At 37.5% G+C, this 22,752-nt stretch carries 12 protein-coding genes; 4 read left to right on the top strand and 8 right to left on the bottom strand.

The window, feature by feature from the left end:
* From MF4640_RS09410 to MF4640_RS09370, 8 genes are all read right to left on the bottom strand, one after another.
* Positions 1-837, bottom strand: coding sequence for a hypothetical protein (locus MF4640_RS09410; RefSeq protein WP_005028686.1), 837 nt, complete (start codon positions 835-837; stop codon positions 1-3).
* A 12-nt stretch (positions 838-849) separates the two neighbouring features.
* Entirely contained in the window at positions 850-1,812 is a 963-nt protein-coding gene (locus tag MF4640_RS09405) for a hypothetical protein (RefSeq protein WP_078389391.1), read from the bottom strand.
* A 25-nt stretch (positions 1,813-1,837) separates the two neighbouring features.
* Positions 1,838-2,638, bottom strand: coding sequence for a hypothetical protein (locus MF4640_RS09400; RefSeq protein WP_216078040.1), 801 nt, complete (start codon positions 2,636-2,638; stop codon positions 1,838-1,840).
* A gap of 9 nt (positions 2,639-2,647) precedes the next feature.
* On the bottom strand, positions 2,648-3,076 hold the full coding sequence (locus tag MF4640_RS09395; protein WP_044431645.1) for a hypothetical protein: 429 nt from the start codon (positions 3,074-3,076) through the stop codon (positions 2,648-2,650).
* Between the two features lie 68 nt (positions 3,077-3,144).
* Positions 3,145-4,038, bottom strand: a complete 894-nt coding sequence (locus MF4640_RS09390; RefSeq protein ID WP_078389390.1) for a hypothetical protein — start codon at positions 4,036-4,038, stop codon at positions 3,145-3,147.
* A 2-nt stretch (positions 4,039-4,040) separates the two neighbouring features.
* Positions 4,041-8,474: a hypothetical protein gene (locus MF4640_RS09385; RefSeq protein ID WP_078389389.1), complete on the bottom strand. Its 4,434-nt coding sequence runs from the start codon at positions 8,472-8,474 to the stop codon at positions 4,041-4,043.
* Between the two features lie 312 nt (positions 8,475-8,786).
* A complete protein-coding gene (locus tag MF4640_RS09375) occupies positions 8,787-15,419 on the bottom strand; it encodes a strawberry notch C-terminal domain-containing protein (protein ID WP_078389387.1) in 6,633 nt (2,210 codons plus the stop codon).
* Positions 15,420-15,450: 31 nt separating this feature from the next.
* Positions 15,451-17,085, bottom strand: a complete 1,635-nt coding sequence (locus MF4640_RS09370; protein WP_044431636.1) for a hypothetical protein — start codon at positions 17,083-17,085, stop codon at positions 15,451-15,453.
* 1,610 nt (positions 17,086-18,695) lie between these two features.
* On the opposite strand from MF4640_RS09370, the gene MF4640_RS09365 reads away from it, so the two are divergent.
* The 4 genes from MF4640_RS09365 to MF4640_RS09350 all read left to right on the top strand — a co-directional run bounded on the left by MF4640_RS09365 (position 18,696) and on the right by MF4640_RS09350 (position 22,697).
* Complete coding sequence (locus tag MF4640_RS09365) at positions 18,696-19,172, top strand: hypothetical protein (RefSeq protein ID WP_044432065.1); 477 nt, start codon at positions 18,696-18,698, stop codon at positions 19,170-19,172.
* A gap of 167 nt (positions 19,173-19,339) precedes the next feature.
* Positions 19,340-21,130 (top strand): hypothetical protein, encoded by a 1,791-nt coding sequence (locus tag MF4640_RS09360; RefSeq protein ID WP_078389386.1) that lies wholly within the window; start codon positions 19,340-19,342, stop codon positions 21,128-21,130.
* Positions 21,123-21,725, top strand: coding sequence for a hypothetical protein (locus tag MF4640_RS09355; RefSeq protein ID WP_044432058.1), 603 nt, complete (start codon positions 21,123-21,125; stop codon positions 21,723-21,725). The genes MF4640_RS09360 and MF4640_RS09355 overlap by 8 nt, the downstream gene beginning before the upstream one ends.
* A gap of 126 nt (positions 21,726-21,851) precedes the next feature.
* Positions 21,852-22,697, top strand: a complete 846-nt coding sequence (locus tag MF4640_RS09350) for a hypothetical protein (RefSeq protein WP_227518638.1) — start codon at positions 21,852-21,854, stop codon at positions 22,695-22,697.
* Positions 22,698-22,752: the final 55 nt, after the last annotated feature.

Genomic DNA, 22,752 nt, shown 5'->3' with positions numbered 1-22,752 from the left:
TTACTCAAAGAATTTGGCTGAAGCATTGGAGTTTGGTGTAGTGCGTTGCATCACATTATTAGCCACCGAATAGTTAGCCAGTGATGAAAGAGTACTTCCAGCCATGTATTTATTTTGAAAATCAACGCAAGTTGATGAAGAGCATTCCATCAATCCGACTGGAACAACGTTGTTAGATGCAATTGACGAGTAGTTCAATGCAACAGTCGCTTGCTGTTCAGAAAGTCGAGAACGAGAAAAAACAAAAGCAGTATCAATGTCGCCATACTGCAGACCATTTGGAATCAAATTACAGACACCCATTTTTGCTTCTTCTACGCCACACGAGGTCGCCAAGTGAAACGCATATGGTGAGGTTGCTTCATCTGTTGAATTTGAGAAAAGTTTCCCTGAAACGTCTTGCATGTATTTAGAAACGTTAAAGTCTTTTAAGTTTCTATTGAGATCGGTTTGTTCACGTTCTTCAAGAGCCGTACAAAAAGCTGAATCAGGGAGGGCAGCATTTGTACCAGAATTTAAAATCGCTTTTTTGATCTCAATATTTTTATCGACACTTTGAATACCAGCAACGATCATTTCTGAATCACGCGTTTGGTTATCAACAATTTGATTTGCACTGACCGCTGTTTGTTGAGTAGATACACGCACAGCAGAACGTACCATCAATTGCTGAGCTTGTATTGCAAGCTCAGAAAGGATAGTGCCAAGACTAAAAGCATTGGTAAAAAGTGGTACGGATAATAGACCAACCGTTAAAGTACCCACCGCAATTGCTTTAACAGGTGAAAACTGATTAACAGTAATTCTTCTTTTACGCAGATTATTTCTATTTTTCATACCACCCCCAACTTAAGAGAAAAAGTCTTTAATTGATTGGGTGACAGAAGTAGATTCTGAACTTGAAGTTTTTGCGTTAGACGGTGTGCTAGTACTGGCTTTTTGATCAGTTGAATAAGAAACTGGACCAGTCGAGCTACTACCATTGATTGTATAAGTATCTCCACCCTCAAAAGCACCGCTAGGCATAACTAGACCAGGATCAAGTTTACCAAGTTGACCATTCACAGCAGTACCAAGCGCACCCGATACATCAGTATATTGACCAGCTTTGTTGATTTCACCTATAACATCATTCAATGGGCCAACAAGTTCAGTACTTGCAGTTTTCATTGCGTCACACGCTTTTTTAGTCGCGTAATCGACAACCATTTGTTGCGCTGCATTGATGATTGTATCAAGTGATGGAATAGTCACAGAAAGGTCAATGATTTTACCGATGTCAGCAAAACAGCCACCTTGACTAGCTGGACTGAACATTTTGTTAATATCGATTGGACGACCCCAAACCGTCATTTGTAGATCTAAGTTGTCTTTAACGACTTTACCGATCCCATCAGTTGCACATGATTCAATATTGGTTTGAATGTTTTGAGCAGCTGCTTGTTCACCTTTTTTAACCGCCATGAAGTTGTTTTCAGCAGCAGTAGAGTTGAATGACGAATTAGAACTGGTAGACGAATAATATCCGCTATTTGAATTCGACAAAGGCGTATCACCACCAGAGCTACTTGCAATGGTCGATGATGTTGCGATGTTTAAGTTACCCATGTTTTGAGTATTACTGGTAACAGAAGCAACGGAACTTTGTTGAACTGCAATAGCACTTGAACACCCAATAACGGTAGCAACAAAAATGCTTAAAGCACTTTTAGTTTTAAAAGCTGGCTTAACATTTTGTAGATTAGGGTTAGTCCTTAAAACATTGCCCCGAACTTGTTGTAGCCTTTTAGCTTTCTTGTGATTGTTACGCATATCTAGCCCTTTAAAAGAGTTATGATTAATGTTTTTTAGAAGCAAGTTCGCAAAGCACTACAACATCTTTTACTACAGCTTCACTACTCAAATATAAGGTAGCTATAAGGTGTTTTAACTCATATATCCTTTTAGCGAACTTATATATAGAATCATAATACCATTCTTCACCATATTGTAGTATATACTTCTCATTGGTTAAACATAGTTTTATGAATTCTTTTAAAATAGGACGCTTAAAAATAATAGCTGTCGTAATATATATAAACTGAGTACTAACCAAACACATTAAAGTATTAATTAGCTCTACTTCCTCTTTTAAGCATTCCTGTAAAACCAATGGCTTTAGGGTTTTAGAAAAACCTTCCTCAGTCACAATATCTTTTAAAAAACCTGAATCCGAGTACTTATTTTTCAGAAAATTACTTAATTCATGCACGTTCTTTAAGTAAATATTGATCTGATCTTTAGACGCAGTTTTGAAATGTTCCTCTACACGTTTTGGATCGTTTAACGTGATGTCGAGCATTTCAGATTCATTATTTTTTTGATTTAAAAGCACAAAAGCGGTGAAGCTGGTAACTTTGCGTGTTTCGCCAAGATAGCCACTACTGCAAGCATTCAAAAAAACAAGGCAATGCTGTTCAGTAAGATACAAGCCGTATTCTTTTGGTGTACCTGATTCAAAGAAATTGAGTGAACGCTTATCAAAATGAAAAGTGTTCTCTAAGGTCTGACAAAAGTAGTTAATAGAGTGTACAAAAGCTTCTGGTACAAAGGTTGTAGGCTCTTGAGACAATGCTATGTTTTGGCTTTCTATGCTCATTCCCACGATTTAGTCCTCTTTGAGAGGTAGGGCGTAATAGCCCATTTGACTTAAAACACGTAAAGGAATATCAAAGTTAAGACTTTGCGTTAGACCAGATTTAGGGTTAAAGGTTTTAGCTGAAGCTATAAACAAAGTTTGCTCATTAATAAACACTTGAATGCTATTCGTGACCTTTTGTTCATCAAGTATGACGCCACATACAATATCTAATTTCACATCAAACGTATAAGCATCCATTTGAACGTCTATTGATTCCCAATCGATCGTCATGAACAAATTTTGGTTTTCAAATTCCAAATTACCTTCTTCAAGAACTTTATTGATCAATCCCTTTTCTAATAATTCCAAGTAAAACGCATGTAAAGGCGTTGCATCTGCAAAACCATGAGGATTAAACGGCGTTCTTGTCGGTTCAGTGATTTTAGTTTGAATCATGTTTAACTCCATTAAAGGGTATTTAGATTCTATCTTAAAACACCCTAAATGTTTTTATTTAAAATTAATTAAAACCCATTGCTATAAGTTGAAGCGCTTTCTTTAGTTTTAACGTTTACAAGATTGCTTTGCGTAATAGTATCTTTGTAATGCTGACTAAACGTATTTTTACCCGTTTCGTTTATGTTCTTAAGCTCATTTTTAATGACCTTAAGATAGTCTTGATATTTCGGTGACTGTTCTACATAAACTTCGGTCGCTGCAATTGAGAACATGTTCTTATCATTGGTTGCGATCGGAAATAGGGCAGTATAGGAAGCATCTTGCTTGAGCTGGTCCACAGTTGTTTGTTGCTCAATGATCTTCGCCTGATAGTCCAACAATGTTTTATTGATGTTTTCATGACTATGGATAACGAAATTCAACTGTCTGTCATTCGGACGTTCAAGGGTAAACGGCTGATCGATACCAGAAAGCTTATTACAGATCTCCATATTGTATCGGTAGGCTTCAAACGAGTCTGAAAAGTGATTAAAGTCTTTTCGGAGAGCATTATTGTTTTCTAAGTCTTGCTGAAAGTCTTGAAAGCATTGCAATACATATTCATCTTCATTTTTCTCAACGAATAATTGAGCGATGTTGGAGCACTGGTGCCGTTCGCAGAGATCCGCAAGCTTTTGAATGCTTTTAACCTCATTTTTCTTTTCTAAGATATTGCGTAAATGTAGCTGAGTTGCCCGATACTCTTGCATCAACATATTGTGATGCTCGACAAATAGCTCATAATCGCTTTTAAGGTACGGACTGGCACCTTCAATCTCACGCTCTACCTTTTCATGCTTAGAGTTGATTTGAACACGCTCACGCGTGGTATTCACTGTATTTTGACCAAAACCACCTAAGATTTTATCAAAAGTAATCATCGCATCGATGTCGCCAGTTACGTTTTTATAGAGATCCATGATTAACGCCCCAATGTTTGATCATTGTCATGATCGTTTCTACGTGCGACTTCTAAATCTATATGCTTATCAAGGTCACTCAAAAATTGAGATGTCGTATTTTTCTCAAGCTTTACTTGGTCTAAGTAGTTTTTAGTATTGAGATTCAAACCATCTTGGAGCGCTTCTAAGCGTAAGCCAGTTTTATCAAAATCAGCCTCAAGGATCTGATTCACTTCTTTGATTTTGTCCATGTCTTGCTGTTCTAGACGGTGTAACTTCACATCTTCATGAATCGCAGCGATATAGTGATCGGTTAAGATCTCTTGCTTTAAGTGCTGAAGCGCAATTTCCACGTTTCCTGTTTCAGCAATCACGGAGTTGAAGCTGTCAAAGATTTGACCTGTTTCAGCCGAGTTTCTAAATTCAACAATACGAGGCTCAACACTATTAAGGTTTACAAACTTGGCATCACCATACGCAGTAGGTAGTACTAGATGATCATCCATACATTCAAAAAGTTGCTTATATTCAGCATTCATAAGATTTGATGCTGCTTGTAGCTTTAAATCTTGTTGTAACGTGTCTAGGCGTTGGTTGAGATGTAGAAAGCTTTGAACATACATCTCGTTTTGAGAGTTTTCAGGCGCAATAACGGTTGAGGCCATACCTTTAACAACATTTTTCAGTTGCGTATTTTGAATCTGATCAGCAATTTGATTAAGCGCGTTAATGTGATCGGCTTTCACAAGGTTATTGTTTTTCAGTTGTTCAATAAATTGATTTTGTTCAATCACTTTTTCACTTTCCTTTTCGCTGAATAACGAATCTTTAATTTGTTGTTTCACCTGGTCCAAGTTAGAGAAGAGGTGAAGTACTTCTTGTTCATTGCTGTTATTGACTGCATTTAGCAATGTAACAAACACATCATGGCTGATTAGTTGTTGCTGATTATTTTCCGCATTCTGAAATTCAGCAATTTGGCTACGGCTAATGACTTCAACACCAACATCATTGATATAGCTTGCACCAATCGGGGAGAGTTGATTATCTGGAGCTTTTACGGCGTAGTACTCGCCTGATTTGCCATCATCTTTGGCGCATAGACCAATATATGTATTGCCATCTTGCGTAATGATTTTTGAACCGATGCTATTGAGTGCTGCAGAGGGTTGTAACGTACTCAAGGTTTGAATCAATTCTTTTTCGCGATTTTGATGAATTGCATTACTTACTGCTTGGTAAACTTCAGGATCTAAATAAGTCACCTGATTGGCAGATTCTTCATTGAGCGCCGTGACAGTATTCCACTCTAAAATATCTTTACGCGGTATCGTTGTAATACCGGCATTAATAATATCTTCCGTGGTAATTTGACGATCAAGGTTGGTAATGGCCACGGCGTTGTATTCGGGTGCAATTGATTTATGACCTTCCGAATCTGAAGTCAGTACCACGAATTGACCGTAATCCGTTTTCACCATAGCACCTACAACACTGAGCTTGCCTTCCAAAATCATTTTTGAAAGTTCAAGTTCACGTTCGGCAGATCTGGCGTAAGTATTAGTCTGTTCTGCAGTATTGTTGATGGTATCGGCTTTGAGCTTGTCTAAGTATTCGCTTGAAAATTTACCAAGCGCATTTAACTCGTCTATCGGCTCGACAGACTCCAGCTCATACAGTGGAACGGTAGAGGATTCATTCACGATGTTTTTAAGATAAAGCACATCTTTTTCAGTGATATTTTCGAGATCTTCAATCACCGAAAGAGGCACAACGATCGCACGTTTATCCAGATTATCGGAAGCTATATCCAAAACAACCATATTGGTTTGGGTTGTTTCATCTTCATAAACCATACCGACAAACTGTTCAATTTCAGCATTAGAAACATTGTTGTGACGGTCTTTAAAGAATGCTTCTAAGTCAGAATCATGATCAACATAAATACTGTCATAAGGGTTCATTGGTTTACCGTCATTGTTTTGGTCTTGGCTTTGCGGTGCTGATTGAGTTGCCGACTGTTCTGCAGTATTGCCTTTAAACTTACCCAAAAGGTTTGAAAGTTTAGATTTGGCTTTCTTTACTTGATCCGAAATCATTTGACCTGATTGATAGGCACGTTGAATAAACTGATCTTTGTATGAAGCTTTGGCTTCTTCAGTCATTTGTTCTGGATCTTGCCCTAATGGATATTCGGCACCAAGGAACATACGTGCTTGTTCTAAATACTGAGAACAAATGGGTTCAAAAAAGCGACCTTCAAACTCATGGATCTTTTCAGACTTAATGCCTTCGTGAAGTTCTTCAATTGAGAGAAACGTTACTTTGTCTTCAATCGTTTCTAAATAGAACGGCGTAATCGGGGTAGGTGCATCGCTACCTTCCACTTGAGGCGGTAAATCTGCTTCTTTAACCAGTTTGATAAATGGGGTAGAGGATTCAACACCTTCGACAGAATCCTTACCGACTACATCAATCACGATGTATTGTTCACCGTCAATGGCATAGACTTTAGCGACATTTAGATCGAATTCTTCTAAGGTAACGCCGTCACGGTCTTTATTCAGTTGAGTGGTATATGGATCGTTTAAAAGAGGCAACATTTGCTCTTTTGAGATCGGTTTTAAAATATCGGCATTCTTACCAGGTTCAGTCAATTTTGATTTATCGGCTGTATTGGCAAGCTGTTCGGGTTGTTGTGCGTCTGGATGGTTACTTTTAACGGTAACATCAGGATTGATTGGTTTATCCCAAATATTTTTCAGGTTATCAAGGCTTTTGTTCTTGTTGAACATGGCCATAATCGCTGCAATGATCAACTTGATTGTTTTCTTAACCAGTTCAATCATGACTGCAATCATTTTTGCACTGAGCGCAGCGAGTTCATCAGCGACCGTGCGTGGATGGCCGTGGCTATTTTCACGCGCTAAAGGAGGACGTTCGTTACCTTCCTCATTTCGCATATCCTTAAAGCTTTTAGAGGCAACGCTACTTGCAGCCAAACTTGCTTTGTCTTGTGGACCACCAGCAATGTTTAATGTGCTCTTTGGTGTACCTTTTGGTGCATTCGGATCAGCTGATTCAACATCTTCCTTTACTGTCTCTTTATTCTTCTGATTTTCTTTATGTTCTTTCAAAAGTAGAGCAGCTTGTAACTGGTCGCTATGTTCACGGGTTTCTAATAACTGAATTACTTCCTTGGTTAACGTGTCCGTATTGAATTCAAGATAGTGAATCTCAAGTTGTTCAAGTCGAGCAGCTGTATGGTCGCTATTCACACGCCATTGATCCATGACGATAGTTTTTGGCACTAAGCCAAGTTCTTCAGCTTCAATCCCACGAATTAAGCAAAAGTCACGCACTTGGCGCATCAATGCGTTAATTTGGTTTTTATCGGTTAATTCACCTGAAAAATAGGTATTCGGTGCACCCGTAACTTCGTTGTAGATCTGCTGTTTTGCTTCACGCACGACTTGGTTTTGGTTAATCAAGCCTTCAATCGCGAATTGACGATTACTCAGGAAGTTGAGGGCATTTTCTTTAGTTGCACCCTTCAGGCTTAAACCATAGTAGGGCTGAGTGACAAAAGATTTTGTCTCAAAGTTAAATAGGGTTTTTTCAGCCACTTGAACGGCTTCAAATGGATTGTCTTCTTTGGAAAGGAGGAAATCAGGATCATTGTCTGATAGGAATAATTTAGAGTCTGCAGTTGTATATACACGGTCTTCAACTGGCAATGAACTGTTATTTTCAGCAATATTGCCTAATCCTTGTTCCAGTGCGTTTTTAGTCTGGATTTTATTCAGATCCGCAATAAACTTAAGATCATCATCATTCTGCAGATCAAGCCCGATGTCTGCAAAGAATTCTAATTGACTGGCTGGATCTCTTTGCTCAAGTGCATCAAATACTTTACCAATCAGAACAGGATCAAGTTCAGCTAAATCATTGACAGTGACAGCGGAAAGATCAAACGTGTTTTCAGGAATGATGGACTGTTCATTCTCGTAGTTCGGGTAGCTACTACGCTCATAATCACCTTCGTCAAAAAACATCGGTTCATCATCGTTTAACCGAGTATCTTCAAGAGGGGGAGCGTAATCATAATCTGGGTGCCCAGGAGGTACAGAGTTACCGCCCATAGGCTGATCATATTGTTCATACTGATCATACTGATTATTTTGATACCCATCATCTTGCATGACTGGCGGTTCTTCCATTAATGGAGGTTCAGATAGGGGATCATTGGGATATGGTTCAGACTGGTATTGTTGCGATTGATCTTGTGCAACATTGTTTTGTTGTGGCGTAGGCTGGATGGATTGAAATTCCACGCCGTCCAAACTTAAATCATCCCACTGTTCCAGGCCCTCATTGAAAGTTAATGATTGGCCGTCTTGCAGTTGATCAAGTGTTTGCTCGTCAAAATTATCTTGTTTAGGGCTTTGGTCCATATTTGATCCTTATGACAGGTGGCCTTTCTGGTTTTAAGAGTCCTTTTTAGAATCTGTATCAACATTCCAAATAAAGTCTTCTTTAAAGTCAGAATTAAAACCAGTTGTGATGTCTAATTCACTGTCAAAATCCACTAAATCTGAGTTATTAGAAGATTCCTCTAAGGGATTAGAGTTGCACATAAAATACCTGTATTTGTTTTTTAAAACGTCAATGTGATCGTCACAGATATGATACATGGTATATACGAACTAGACCACACGTAATTGTTATTCACGTATGGTCTGGTATATACCTTTTAAGGGAGGGTTTTAGAAAGATAATTGCTGGATTTCTTGATCGTTATCTAGGGTTTTACCCTCAGGTAATTCAGCCTTATAAGCTGGCTCTTCTGGAGGATTAAGCATACGGTTAATTTCATTTAAAAAGTAACCATTACCATCAGGAAGTTTAGATTTTAAATCCAAAAAGGCAGCTTCAATTTTGGTTGTACTGTCCAGCTCGTCAACAAAGCGTTCAACATCCTTGAGATCAAGCGCAAATCTAAACTCATTACGGCTTGGCTCAGTAAAGTGGATGTTCAACGATTCATCTGTTTTACCGCCTTTAGGATCATGGAATACGTTGGTATTCGACATAAAACGATTGAACTGTTTTGCAACAGATTTCACCGTCACATTAAAGCAGTCTGAACCGTTGTAGTAGAACTCAATACTTGCTTTCTTGTACGGGAAATTAACCTTAGTACCCACATAGTTATTGCGGTTGAAATCAATGTTTACAGGCAATTGATTAAAGAAGTTCGCAATCTCTTTAACTTGCTTAAACGTCACTTGGTTTTCAAGAGAGCTTTCAAACAAGTCAGTTGGTGTATTTGATGGCAATAATAACGCACGGTTACGCATACCATCAGCATCGGTAAATATAACGGTTGAATGTCGTAGATCTAGTGAGCTGACAATCTTATGTGCCTTGAACATATTGCCCGTTAAGGTAATCGCTTGTCGTGTGACATCACCAGACGGCGCTTTCTCAAAATAGGTACGCGTATAACGGGAATAATTGTTTTGTTCAGTAAATAAGTTCACCAAGGGTTGACGATCCTCAACATGACGTCTATTCACATCAGCATAAGAATAAAATTCAGGATTGAAGCGTTTTAGGATAATACGTCCTTTTTCACTCACTGGAGCTACCCAATCCAAATCTTGCTTGGCATTTTGCATGGTGTAATTGATCAGTGGAACTTTAAACGACTTCTTATCACCAGGGTAAACCAAATCAAGCTTAACCGCATTCGGTGTGATTGCACCTACACGTAACGGCGGTAGGTCTAGACGTAGCAAAGCACCTGTTTTGTGATCTGGCGTCACTTCATCATCAAAAAGACTAGGTTTTGAGATAAGGAACAATAACCCATGCGCTGAATGACCTTCTTTTTCGTTCCTTTCCATAGAACGAGCCAAGAATTTTAGATCCTGAACAATTCGATACATGCGATCAAAGTTAGAGGTCAAAATAGGATCATTGGCTAGATAAACCGCTTCAGCTACTTTTTCAAAGGCATCTGCAGAGTGATCATCAGGTTTACGAAATTGAATATCATCAATGTGTTTTACATTGGCTTCAACAACACCGAAATGATCAAATACTTCGTGTCGATAATCACGAATTACTTCACCACGCATTTGCCCACTTTTGAAAAATAACTTTTGCTTAGCAAAGCCTTCATATTTTTGGTACATCAATGCCTCAAAGTTATAGGCATAGTGTAGTAGTCCGTGTACCGTTTCATTGATGTTTTCATTGATACGTTTAAATTGACGCACCAGATAATCATCACTTTCTTTGAACATGAGTTTTAGATTGTCAGCACGTAATGGCTCAACATGTTCAATGTATTGCAGACCTTCAAAACGCACAGGTAGATCAAAGGTATTGATCTTGGCTGCTTCTGTTTCTGAAGTCACGGTAAAGAAGTTGTCCTTCACTTCAAACTCACGGACTTTTTTAGCTTTCCAGTCTAAAAAGTTGGTCTTGAGTGGGTTACGACCCAACAAGTCTAATTCACGGATCTTATCGTTATAGTCAACAACCAAGTCTTGATAAACCTGTTCTTGCTGACTAATCGGCATCAAAATCAGTTTAGATAGCAACTGGTTCACATGATAGTTTTGCGCCGTGCGATACGATGGTCCTTTTTCATCATCCGAAATATCAATATCAAGTGTGTTCGCCAAGTTCACGTTATTTTTCAAATAGTCCAACGCTACCCGGTTGCCAATGTAGTTGAGCATGTCAGGATAATCATTTTCGTTAAACTTGGTTTCTGAGTTGGCAGAGACGTTCGCTGATAGGGTAGACAGTTTACGCATCATCATTAAGTGCATACGTGTTTCTGCTGGAATACCCGAATCTACTGTCGTCATAATCGGATGTGATTCTTCACCACGGCGACCCACACGACCGATCATCTGAATCGTATCGGTAGAGTTCTCAGGTTTTTGCAAGAAAAACAACTCACGTTGGCGCAAGTGATCCGATGGAATTGTAGGATCAGGGTTTTTGGCTGCATGTAGAGAAATACCCGTACAACCAGAGCGAGTCACAATAACAACATCGATCTCACCAGATTGGAATTTTGATTGAACCAAAATCTTACCTTGTGTCGTATTGTTCTCTTGTTTATTAACCTTCCATTTGCCGTCTCTTGTTTCCGTTAAGTGGATCTGACGGCCAGAGATTTCATCAATCTTGAAGCCAGCTTTTGTCACCTTGTTACGTAGTACGTCCAAAGGCATCAAAGGTAGATCAGGGAACTTTTGAATCTTTTCTTTGATACGATCCAAAATGATTTTATACGGACTTACCACTGGATCGCCGTTTTCATTAAATGTCACTTCCGTACTGAGCTTCTTAACGAACGAGTTACCGTAGTTATCTTCAGCTTTCACCACATCGATGCGATCTAACATCACTTCAAGCAAGTCACGGAATTGTGGGAGTTCATCTAAAACAGAAATTTGACTTTGCAGATAGCTACCGCGCTTATATTCAAGCTTAGTCAATTCCTTTTGAATATTTTTCGCTGCTTTTTCATCGCCAGCGTCACGGTTTTCTTTGATCATGAGTTTTTGAAGCTCATTTTCAAGAAATTCAATTTCTGACGATACCGACTTGAAGTTATTAAACGCTTTTTCTTTTTCAGGCGAATCAGCGGTAACGTCTTGCGCCGTATCTGCTTTTAAAATCGCTTCCATGCGACTTTGCATCAAAATGTTGAATAGACTCTCACCCGTATTTTCCAAACCAATCACGGGCTTTCTACCCTCATGTAATGCCTGAATCACAGCATCACTTGTAGAGTCAGTTTTCAATGCCAATAGGAATTGCTTTTGGATCTGGTACATTCGAGATCCAAAGTTCATCACACTCAAACTTAAACGGTTTTTCGGATCGTCTGAATCCTGATGAAAGTCTAAATTGGCAACAGCATCATCATCATTGGCAATGTTTTCTAGCGCATCGAGGCGAATATCTTTAGAAAATTTCACCATGTCCGTCAAGATGTCAGAAAGAACATCTGAGTAATTGTGAAATTTCTTAATTTCCTCTTCAGTTGGCACAAAGGTTTGAATGGTAATGTGCGAGAGATCTTGCTCTCTACGAATCATGGCAGAGCTGTCTACCAAACCTTCAGAAATAAACTCCAAAATTGGACCATCTGCATTATCGATAACCTTTTGTAAGTCATTACGAGATACGGATCGAGGGAACAATTTATGGAAGAATTCAAGATTTTCAGGTTTCTTAATTGCCGATGCAGACTGGAAATTAATTAGATTGGTCTGATCAATAACATCTAAGAAAAATTGACTTGTAGCTGATTTCAAGGATGCTGCACGGTGCGTTTCATCCATCACCAAAACAGTGTCTTGATTAATAAAACGAGTCAATAACGCACGTTTCCGGTTTGGTCGGTTAAATTGGCTATACGTTGCCAATACCAAGTCATGTTGCGCTGGAATATCTTCAATTTCCTTAGGTAGATCTTGGCCAGTGAATAAAACCTCTTCAGTACCAAAGCGGTTAATCACAGCATCCGAGTTAAAGATAAACGGATCTTTAAAGAACTTGTCACTGTCTGTAGCAACAATATCACGCCAAATGTCGTTCAAGAGTTGCGTTGTATCTGTAAGGAAAACAGGGGGCTTTCCTCTTAACGCACTATATCGTAAACACGCAGCTGCAATACGACCTTTACCTAAACCCGTCTGGTCGCCAATAAGCACAGGTAAGTTTTGGTCAAAACGTAAAATGATATGGGCAACCGCATCGACCTGTTCACATGCAAAAGCGGACTTTAGTGCATCAAAATTGTCATATTGCAATTTCTTAGCGACATAGGCATCAACAAGAGTAGGGTAGTTACCATTATCGACTTCAGCTTGGAAATTGATACCCCCAAAACCTAATACATTTTGGATGTGTGTAGTCAATTGAGCATTTGCCTGATTAATCGCTTTAATCTGGTTTTTAGCCACTAAAGCAATTGGCTCAGATGCCATAGACATCGGTATATACTTAACTTGGTATATATTTTCCGGAGTTGGTTCTGTTGTGTTTTCAGCATTAGGAACAGGAACAATCGGCTGTAAATTTGATTGGTCAGATTCAACAGTCGGTTCTTCTTTTTGCTCAGTACCGATCGCTAATTCAGAATTTAACTTAGCAATCTCTTCAGCAGTTAAACCCGGTTCCTGTTTTACTTGCTCTACCGCTGGTTCTTCAGCTGGTGTTTGTTCAGGTGTTTCACCCTCATTGGTCGCCGTGGTATCACCTACTTGAAGATTAACGTCATCGTCAAGGTCTTCATCCAGATTTTGGTTCTCGTGCGGATTCTTTACCTCAGGCACGAAATCATTGTCATTTTCATTTTCAAACGTTGGTGTAGCTTCAGTTGGTGTAGGTACATCATCATCTGAACTGGTTGTTTGCGTACTAACTTCAACGGTTCCGAAGTCAAAAGAAACTTTATTCGGTTTTGATTTAGGTTTACGACCAAACATCGGTTTTGGTTTGACAGCTTCCTCTTGCTTAATCTCTTCTTCTTTAGCGACCACGACTTCATCAAACATAGTGACTGCAGACGTAGGCGTTACACTTGATGCAATATCTTCAAGTGGCGAAACAGGCTGTTCATCACCTAGACTGGCAAACAAATCGTCATTTTCTTTTTCAACAGGCTTAACCTCAACAACAGGTTCAACCACTGGTGCTTGTTGTGCTTGTTGCTCAACTGGAGTCGGAGTAGTTGGCTTGAAGTATAGATCCTTATTCGGATTCAAACGATTATAGATTACGTTATTAGCCCATCCCCAAAGTTCGTCATAGTCCGTAATGACTTTCAACTTATCTGGTACCACAGAAGATTGGTAAGTTTGTAGTAACGCTTGTTCGTTTTTACGATTGCCTACCACTAACATACGAACATTTTGATTAGCGCCGTTTCGTGCATATGCATTGCCGTGGATTTCTACAACCGCCTCAACTTCATAATGCTTATAGAGATAATTAAGTAAATTCTTTGATTTACGCTCAACCGTACCATCTGAAATCTGTTTATCTGAGCCAATAATGAAAACTGAACGCCCTTGATCGTTTCGTGCGTTTAGTGATTTAACCAGAATGGCATGGTCCAATTTATCCGTACTGAACCAGACGTTTTCTGATGGATCTACCAATAATGGGTTTGGATCTACGCCGTTACCCTGTTGAACCAAAATTGGTGCAACACGTTCTAGTTTATCCATAGCACCAAAAGGAGGGTTGGCAATCACATAGTCAACTTTTTGCTTAAACGTTTGCTCAAAATCAATTTGTGTAGCATCTGCAGTAACAACCGTGCATTCATAATTTTGAGTCAGTGCTTTTGTACGATCAGCACGTTTGGGATCTAACTCAACCGCATAGACAGAAGCATTACGCTCTTGGGTTAATAAACCGATTAAAGATCCATTACCCACAGTTGGCTCGAGCACGGAAAAGTTTTGTTTTGTTCGGTTATCACCCTCAATCAATAAGCGCTGAGCCACAAGTGACATCGGGATTGGAGTCGAATATTGCTGTAACATACGAATCGTATTGTTTCGCATGGTCTTAGTCGGCATGCGATTGTATAACGCTAAACTCGTTTTAAATGAGCTCTCAGTAAAATCAAGCTCACCTAACTTTTCGACCATCACTGTTTCAAGCGCTTCTTCTGCAGTATGGATCTGTTTATCTGTTACCTTGGATACATCAACGTCAGCATTTTTGGCTTGCGTGATTAGAGCTAAAAACTTTAAAAAGTCCTGGTGATTATGGCTCTTTGTTTCATGTTCTAATTGATAGATATAGCCTCTTAAGCATTCTTTTAAATCTTTTTGCTTGGTCGCACGTAAGTACAGACTAGACGGCTGATCATTAGGACCTTCAGGTATTTGCGTACCTTGGGCATTCACGTAAAAACGGTTATGAGCTGAAGCATAGATTTTGTTGCCATCAGAGTTATAACCGAGTGGAGTTGCACTATTCAACGCAACGTTCAATCGTTGTGGCACCAATGTTTTTGCTTGGGCATTGAATAAATCATGCAATTCTTGGCGAGTCGCAAGCACACTACGGATAAATTCTTCTGGAATACCCAAAACTTCATGAAACAGTCTTGGTTTGATCGTTTCATTCAAATTGTATTGATACAAGTGACCGTCAAAGTGAGGATAAGCCTCAAACTTCATCGGTGTAAAACCAATGTTATTCAAATTTTCTTTAGATAGTTTTTTTTGAACGTCCAATAAAAGTAATTGGCTATCCGTCTGGCCAACACGCCGTACATCGAGATATACACCAGCTTGTGATAAGTCGATCCATTTAATTTTTTCGTTTAAATCATGAGTAGTCATAGCGAACCTGAAGAAGAATTATTTTATTTGATTAAAAAGTCATGTCGTTATAGACATCAGAAGTCGCAGCCTTTTCCTGGCTTTTCTTAACATCCATTTCTGGCTGTCTGACTTTCATCATTAACTCTTGCGGATCAGGTAAAAGATCGTGGTTGAAGTTCTTAGATAACGGACTATCGATTGAAGCTTTATGTTGCTGTACATGCTCTACCGTAATTTCTGAAAAGTTCAACGCATTCATACGGGTTTGAGTAAGTTCAACAGGCTCGATAAACGAGACAAAACAATTATTCGAGTTCCGTTGGTGTGGTTGAATAACAATAAACGCTTCAGCAAATTGCTGTTTTGCATGCGTCAATTTATTCATGGTCTGACGATCAACTTGACTTAAAAATTGAGGATTTAAGTCGTGCGGTTTTGGATTGCCGTAGTCATCGGTAAATTGATTCACTAGGGGAGGTGCACCAACACCACGAACACCCTCACCAGTACGTAAATCTATTTCTGGATCTACCTTGCGAAAACCAGCGTGAGGCGTTTTATTGTTGAAAAATTTCTTTAAGAACGTGTCTTTGTAAAGCGCACCTAGTTGTAGTTGTTGGCCATGATAAACCTCAGGCAGTAATTTTTGACTCACCAAGCCAGCGTAAAGACGTTTTAAATTTTGATTTTTTTCTTTGTCTACATCTTCATTGTAGAACACTTTAATTTGTCGATCGCCAAGTAATGCAAACAGGGCAATACGGGCCTGGTCCATAACATAAACGTTCTGAGCCTGTTTATCGAACTGGTCTTTTTCATACTGGTTGGATGGTACAAAATTTGGATCAAATGTTGCGGTGTGAAAGTCATTGCCGTTCAAAATATCTTTGATACTTTCAATCGGATCTTTAGCAACCCGATAAGACTTTTTAGTTTTATCAATACCGCCACGTTCCATCAACGGATCTGGCTTAGCGAATTGCTTAACACTTTCACGATCAGCACTGTCATAGGTTGGAATCAATGGGATTGTAGTTAATACAGAACCAGACTCATAGCGCACAACAATTTTTGAAAATGGAATGCGCTCAGGTTGGTTGTCAGTACTATTCGATAAAGATTTAACAAGAAGCTGTAAATTATTTTTAATAATAGCGTTATGAAGTGCTGGAGAATTAATTTTTACATTGGGCACTTGCATATGTGCTGCATCTTCAATGATTTGAGCTTTAACAAAGAAATCGCCGTTTTTTTGTTGATGCACATTGATAGAAGTGACTGCTTTAATTAATTGCGAATTCGGGTTGTTACTCATTACGTTGCACCACTGAGCAACATAAGTTTTATAACCGTCAAGAGATTCGTTGGGTGAGTCAACACATTTGTCAAAACAGATAATTCGACCACGGTTAGCACCGCGATTATGTGTGTCTAATGAAGTACGTTGGTTACGTCCAGAATCAAATTTTGCGTGGACTTCATCTACTGAAACATTCTCAGTATGATGCTTGTTGAGTTTATTAATGATCTTCGTGAATTCTTCAGATGAACTCATTCGTATGCGAACTGGTTCATTGGTAGACATATCAAAGCCGTATGCATACTGCTCGTCTTGTTCATCATGTTTGTAAAATTGATCTACAGTCATGACGATACGTTTAATCGTATTATCACTTTTACTCATTTCTTAAATTCCACGCTTTATATTTTTGATTGCTGGTCATTGACTCAAGCTATTTATAAAATACTACAAAACCTCATTGGTATATACTAAGGAGGCAAATAAAAAATTAAAAAATATATTAAAAAGTTTAAGAGTAAATTTTTAAAAAGAAATTTATGTTTATTATCTTTCTAATTAAGGGAAGTTAATTAGGGACTTTTTTTATGCTTATTTTTCATGACATTACAGGATTAGGACGGAAAAACACAAATGGTACGAGCGAAAATCAAATTCATTTGAGCGCAAATTGAATTTGATTTTTTAGAAAAAAAGGCGTTTTTAGATGATTTTTGACGTTTTTATCCACTTTGCAGTTAAATTCTATCCACAAATTAAGTTCTTGTATATTAAAATGTATTTAAAAATATGAGTAAAATATTGTTCATTTTTTAGCTTTTTGCAATATTGGAAATTTGCAAACTAGCAAGTATTGTAAGTCACTGTTTATAATAAAATTAAATAGAATAAAAAAATACTTCCAGCGCAAATTAAATTCATTTGAGCGCAAATTAAATTCAAAATCCTGCGGATAACTTTTCCAATTTCATGAGAGCCTTGATAATAAAGACTTTCAGATTTTATGAGGAATAGCCCTTATATACGACCCAACGATCGCTATTTAGCTCGTTTTACGACAAATCAATAACTTACGCCATTAGGACGGAAGAATGTTTACAACTGGATGTAACAAAGTTTCGCTGAGTTCTTACTATAACAGAAAATCAATGAGTTACGCCATTAGGACGGAAGAAAGTTTACAACCCATTTATAAAAAACTTTCGCTCATATTTTGGCACCACTATAAATCAATAACTTACATCATTAGGACGGAAGAAAGTTTACAACCCATTTATAAAAAACTTTCGCTCGTATTTTGGCACTACTATAAATCAATAACTTATGTCATTAGGACGGAAGAAAGTTTACATCCAGTTGTAAAAAACTTTCGCTCGTATATTGGCACCACTATAAATCAATAACTTACGTCATTAGGACGGAAGAAAGTTTACATCCAGTTGTAAAAAACTTTCGCTCGTATTTTGGCACCACTATAAATCAATAACTTACGTCATTAGGACGGAAGAAAGTTTACATCCAGTTGTAAAAAACTTTCGCTCGTATTTTGGCACCACTATAAATCAATAACTTACGTCATTAGGACGGAAGAAAGTTTACATCCAGTTATAAAAAACTTTCGCTCGTATTTTGGCACCACTATAAATCAATAACTTACGTCATTAGGACGGAAGAAAGTTTACATCCAGTTATAAAAAACTTTCGCTCGTATTTTGGCATCACTATAAATCAATGACTTACGTCATTAGGACGGAAGAAAGTTTACATCCACATATAAAAAAGTTTCGCTGGGTGCCTATCTTGAGCACATATTTTTTTTGATCAAGTATTACATTGGTTAACTTACATTGTAATTGTGAATATTTCTCATATAAGGCACTGTTTTTCATAGTCTTATTTATTAAGAAATTACTGTTAAAAATGCTTTTAATCGTAGTCTAATTAACGAATTGATGCTATAATGTCTACTCAGAATGCCTATGGGAATTCGAGATATGCAATTTCAATCATTTAGTCTTAGACATCAAAAAATACTCATTAACTTCAATGTGTTTAGCTCTGGCTCGTCTGATATTTTGCTAAAAGGTGTTTTATCTGCCGAATTGCTTATTCTAGTTGATAATTTAAATGCATTTTATTCTGCAGAAGACGGTAGATACGTTGTATCAGCTGAAAAAGTTAACCACGTTACAGGTCTAGATTTTAATAAGAAAACTATCAACCAGATCATGCGAGAAGCTTGTGATTTATCATTTATGATTGATACAGATGTGAAGCAAGCTGCAGCACCTATGATTGACGAAATTCAAATCTTATCAAGTGGCGATATTACTTTTAAACTCACTAAAAGTTTTGATTTTTTTAGAAATTCTCTTAGTTTTAAAAGCATATATGAGAAGCTACCATACAGGTTCACTACTTCTAAACTAGAGTTACCGCAGATCGGTCAACAAATAATGTTAATTGCGTAATTAGGCCTCTGACGAGGCTTTTTTATTGTCTAAAATTTAGTTAGTATATACACAGCTTTAAAGCGAAAAGACTACAACGTTAGTTGGGTTGCAAATATATTTTTAGTTTTATTTTTTAATTCAATCTCAGGCAATGTACGTTGTACGTTGTTTAAAGTGGAGCAGTTATGCAAGATTCTTCACAAGTCTGCATAAGTAAAGGAATTTCAGAAGATGAAATTTTTGGATTATCGCAGTCAATCAAAGACTCAATTATTAATGCCGAAACAAAAACCATGGATCTCTTGGGTTACGGCAACAAAATCAGTAATTTCATAGTCGAATGTTATCTAGATATTCCAGTTGTTGATCAATTCGTTTTTTACTTAATGCTGGTGAATGCCAAAAATAAGTATGCACATCAGCTGCAGCGCGTTATCGCTGAAAAACCTGAATTATCCCAAATTGAAGCATTACAACTAGCGAACAACTTTGTTCTGAATTTTGAATACATCCGTCAAATTCTTTTATTCAAAAATAAAGCTAATTACCTTAGCAATGGCCGTATCAAATCTTTGGCATGGAATACGCTAAATAGTGTTGGTAAAGTGATGCTACCAATGAGCTCTTTACGCCAAATGGACAGCGAACCATTTTCAAGAAATGACGTAGACAGCGTAACTCATAAAAGAATGTTTGCCAGTACGGGCTATTTTGAATTAGATAACAATGCGTTTATTTGCTATCAGCTTGAAGAAACGTTGATTGCCAATCTGTCTGAATTAGATTTTGATAAAAAAGGGCGCTACACAGTTCTCGACACTTTAACGGTTCTTGGATTTAAGGACCGTTTTGATCTTTATATGTATAACTTGATGAAGATCAATGAGTTTCGTGGCGAAGTGGTTATTCCTTACATTGACTTCAAAGCATTAACCGAATTTTCAGTAGAATTTAAATACAAAGCAAGTGATTTTTACCGTAAACGACTTCTTGTTTCATTAGAAAGACTGAATAGCAATCCATCTATTGAATTATTTATTTCTGTTAAGTATGAACCATGCAATAAGCGTACACCAGATCGTGACGATTTTTGCAATTATCGTTTTCAGATTCAGTTGAAGTCCAACTATCGTAAAGCGCTTAATACATTAAATGAAATGTGTGCAAAGCTTCAGGATGAACAGGGCAATGAGCTTAAAATCAGTAATGCGCTCTTCACTTCAGCAATTCGATTAAATAATGGTGAACCTGAAAAAGTAATAGAACTTGTTAAGGATCGTTTAGCTGCTTATACAACTAAGAATGGACCATCATATTTAGCTAAAAATCTTAATTTGGTTGCGTCTTATGTTACGCGAGCTCTAGAAGATCTATATAAAAGTAATCACTTCTTTGAAAGATTCCTAAACGATATGAAGCAAGCAGATAATTTACTTTATCTGAGAAATCGTGATAAGAAAGTTGAGATCGAAAACAAAAGTGCATCTACTTTCTCAAGCGAATTCATTAATATTCGCGACAAAGTTGATGTTACCACTTGTGAAATTCTTACAAACGCTGAGTACATTTCAAAGAAAACGGAAGCTACTGTAATTATTGATTATGCTTTCATACGTAATTCTATTTTTATTACACATCCTCATTTGCGCCACCAGCGAAATGCAGACGAGAAAAAATACATAGATCTCGTGTGTGAAAGCACAAAGCTTTGCCAAATATTCTTTGGTACGGGTAATGAAAATAAAAAAACGTTAACTCAAAACTATTTAACAGAACTCCTGTTTGAACATTTTTTTGATGATAATTTCCATTTGAACTCAGATGTATTGAAGAATCTTCTAAAAAAAGATAAGGACTATTGGGTACAAGAAAAGCAAAAGACATTTATGCGGTTGTGGAAACTTGCAAATGAGTTCAGTTTAAAAGCTATTAGTCCAGCGAACTACAACGGTAAAGAGAGTTCAGACAATGAATAATAAACTTTATTTATGTGCAATTTTTACGGCTACTATATTGAGTAGTAGTGCAAATGCCGATTTTAGTGATTGGTATAAAAAAGCAACTTCAAATGAAGAATCAACTCAGCAAGTGCCAGCTCAACAACAGCAAGCACCTGGTCAAGTTCAACAGCAAGCACCAGTTCAGGTTCAGCAACAGCCGATACAGCAAAGACAATATAATTCTAATCGGAACACCACAGCTACGCGTTACCAAAACAATAATGCAAATGTCACTGGTGATTCTGGCCTTGAAGCACGAATGAATAACTTGAATTCGACCATTGAGAATCTAAACAAGTCATCAAAAAGTGGTGACAACCTCACGAATAACTATCTAAATATTGTTCAATTCATAGTGATAAACGAAGAAACACGTAAATTGGATGGTAAAGACAATACATCACTGATCAATAACATGTTGGCTGGTATTGTGAGTTGTCAGAATAAATACAAAGTCGATGTTATACAAAAAGTGAATAATCAACTCCCAAGAGATGTTGCTAACACCGTACAACGGTATTTAAGCCAGAATGGACGCTCTATTGGTGCAAACGGCAACTGTTTATACTAATTAACCCCCCCTTTTAAAACCGTCCTTAAAAGGCGGTTTTTTTTATTCTTAAAACATACCTATTTATTTTAAAACCACATTCTATATACTACTAACAGTTTAATGCATATTAATGTGGGTTTTATCATGATCAGTTCTAAAACAATATATGAACTATATCAATTGCTCAATCAATCCGAAGTACAAGAATTAAAATCATCTATAACTGAGACATTTGGTGCAGATGTGGAAAGTGAAGTTGATAAAAGCCCGGTCTTACAGCAAAAGATCAATTATTTTATTTATCAATATATACATCTCAAGCATCCAGAAAGAACAGACAAGATCTTGTTCGATGCAAATGAGTCAGCTCACGAGGTTGTAAAAACAGAACACCTTAAAAGTGAGCCAGTACCCTTATTAAAAGATTTTGTATCAAACAGCAGCAATAAAAGTTTAGCACCTGAAGAACAAAAAGATGTAGTTGCAGTCACTTTACCAGCCGAATTATCTGACATTCCTGTTGAACCAACAAATCAAAACAATACAGGAAATAATGAAGTAAAACATGACTATAACATTATCCTTGATGGTCGAACTAAGCTAAATATATTGCTCGAAAGATATTTAAGTGGTGTTGATGATGTGGCTCGTGAAATCATTGTGAAGTGCTTTCTTGTTATCTCTATATTTGTAGCACTGATCTCTCTTGTTATGGTTCTTCTGAATACGACCAATATTAACCAGATCCAAGAAATGTATGACATTGGCCATAAAACATTCCTATTCCAATATGCTGAAGTCTGCAATGTAAATGTTGAAGTTGCAAAAGCGAATCCATGTGTTATCTCAGAAATCAATAAACGTATTTCTGAACTATCAAATAGCAGATTTTGGAACACGTTCGGGTTGGTGCTTTTCTCACTTTTATCGTGCTTTTTCTTCTACCATATCTCTACTTACCGTGATTCTAAAGATAAGCACAACGGCTAGTCTTAAAAGGGGGTAGGGTGTTTTAAAATGGTCTTAAATGGCCATTTTTTTATTT

Source organism: Acinetobacter sp. MF4640 (genome assembly GCF_002018895.1).
GTDB classification, from domain to species: Bacteria; Pseudomonadota; Gammaproteobacteria; order Pseudomonadales; family Moraxellaceae; genus Acinetobacter; species Acinetobacter johnsonii.
Note: the sequence above shows the minus strand (reverse complement) of the source record. Positions and strands in the feature narration are given on the sequence as shown.

What these genes read in the sequence shown, in the direction of transcription:
- MF4640_RS09365 (WP_044432065.1), top strand. Translation starts at nt 18,696, where the DNA reads ATGCAATTTCAATCATTTAGTCTTAGACATCAAAAAATACTCATTAAC.
- MF4640_RS09385 (WP_078389389.1), bottom strand. Translation starts at nt 8,474, where the DNA reads ATGGACCAAAGCCCTAAACAAGATAATTTTGACGAGCAAACACTTGAT.
- MF4640_RS09355 (WP_044432058.1), top strand. Translation starts at nt 21,123, where the DNA reads ATGAATAATAAACTTTATTTATGTGCAATTTTTACGGCTACTATATTG.
- MF4640_RS09370 (WP_044431636.1), bottom strand. Translation starts at nt 17,085, where the DNA reads ATGAGTAAAAGTGATAATACGATTAAACGTATCGTCATGACTGTAGAT.
- MF4640_RS09375 (WP_078389387.1), bottom strand. Translation starts at nt 15,419, where the DNA reads ATGACTACTCATGATTTAAACGAAAAAATTAAATGGATCGACTTATCA.
- MF4640_RS09390 (WP_078389390.1), bottom strand. Translation starts at nt 4,038, where the DNA reads ATGGATCTCTATAAAAACGTAACTGGCGACATCGATGCGATGATTACT.
- MF4640_RS09400 (WP_216078040.1), bottom strand. Translation starts at nt 2,638, where the DNA reads ATGAGCATAGAAAGCCAAAACATAGCATTGTCTCAAGAGCCTACAACC.
- MF4640_RS09350 (WP_227518638.1), top strand. Translation starts at nt 21,852, where the DNA reads ATGATCAGTTCTAAAACAATATATGAACTATATCAATTGCTCAATCAA.
- MF4640_RS09405 (WP_078389391.1), bottom strand. Translation starts at nt 1,812, where the DNA reads ATGCGTAACAATCACAAGAAAGCTAAAAGGCTACAACAAGTTCGGGGC.
- MF4640_RS09410 (WP_005028686.1), bottom strand. Translation starts at nt 837, where the DNA reads ATGAAAAATAGAAATAATCTGCGTAAAAGAAGAATTACTGTTAATCAG.
- MF4640_RS09395 (WP_044431645.1), bottom strand. Translation starts at nt 3,076, where the DNA reads ATGATTCAAACTAAAATCACTGAACCGACAAGAACGCCGTTTAATCCT.
- MF4640_RS09360 (WP_078389386.1), top strand. Translation starts at nt 19,340, where the DNA reads ATGCAAGATTCTTCACAAGTCTGCATAAGTAAAGGAATTTCAGAAGAT.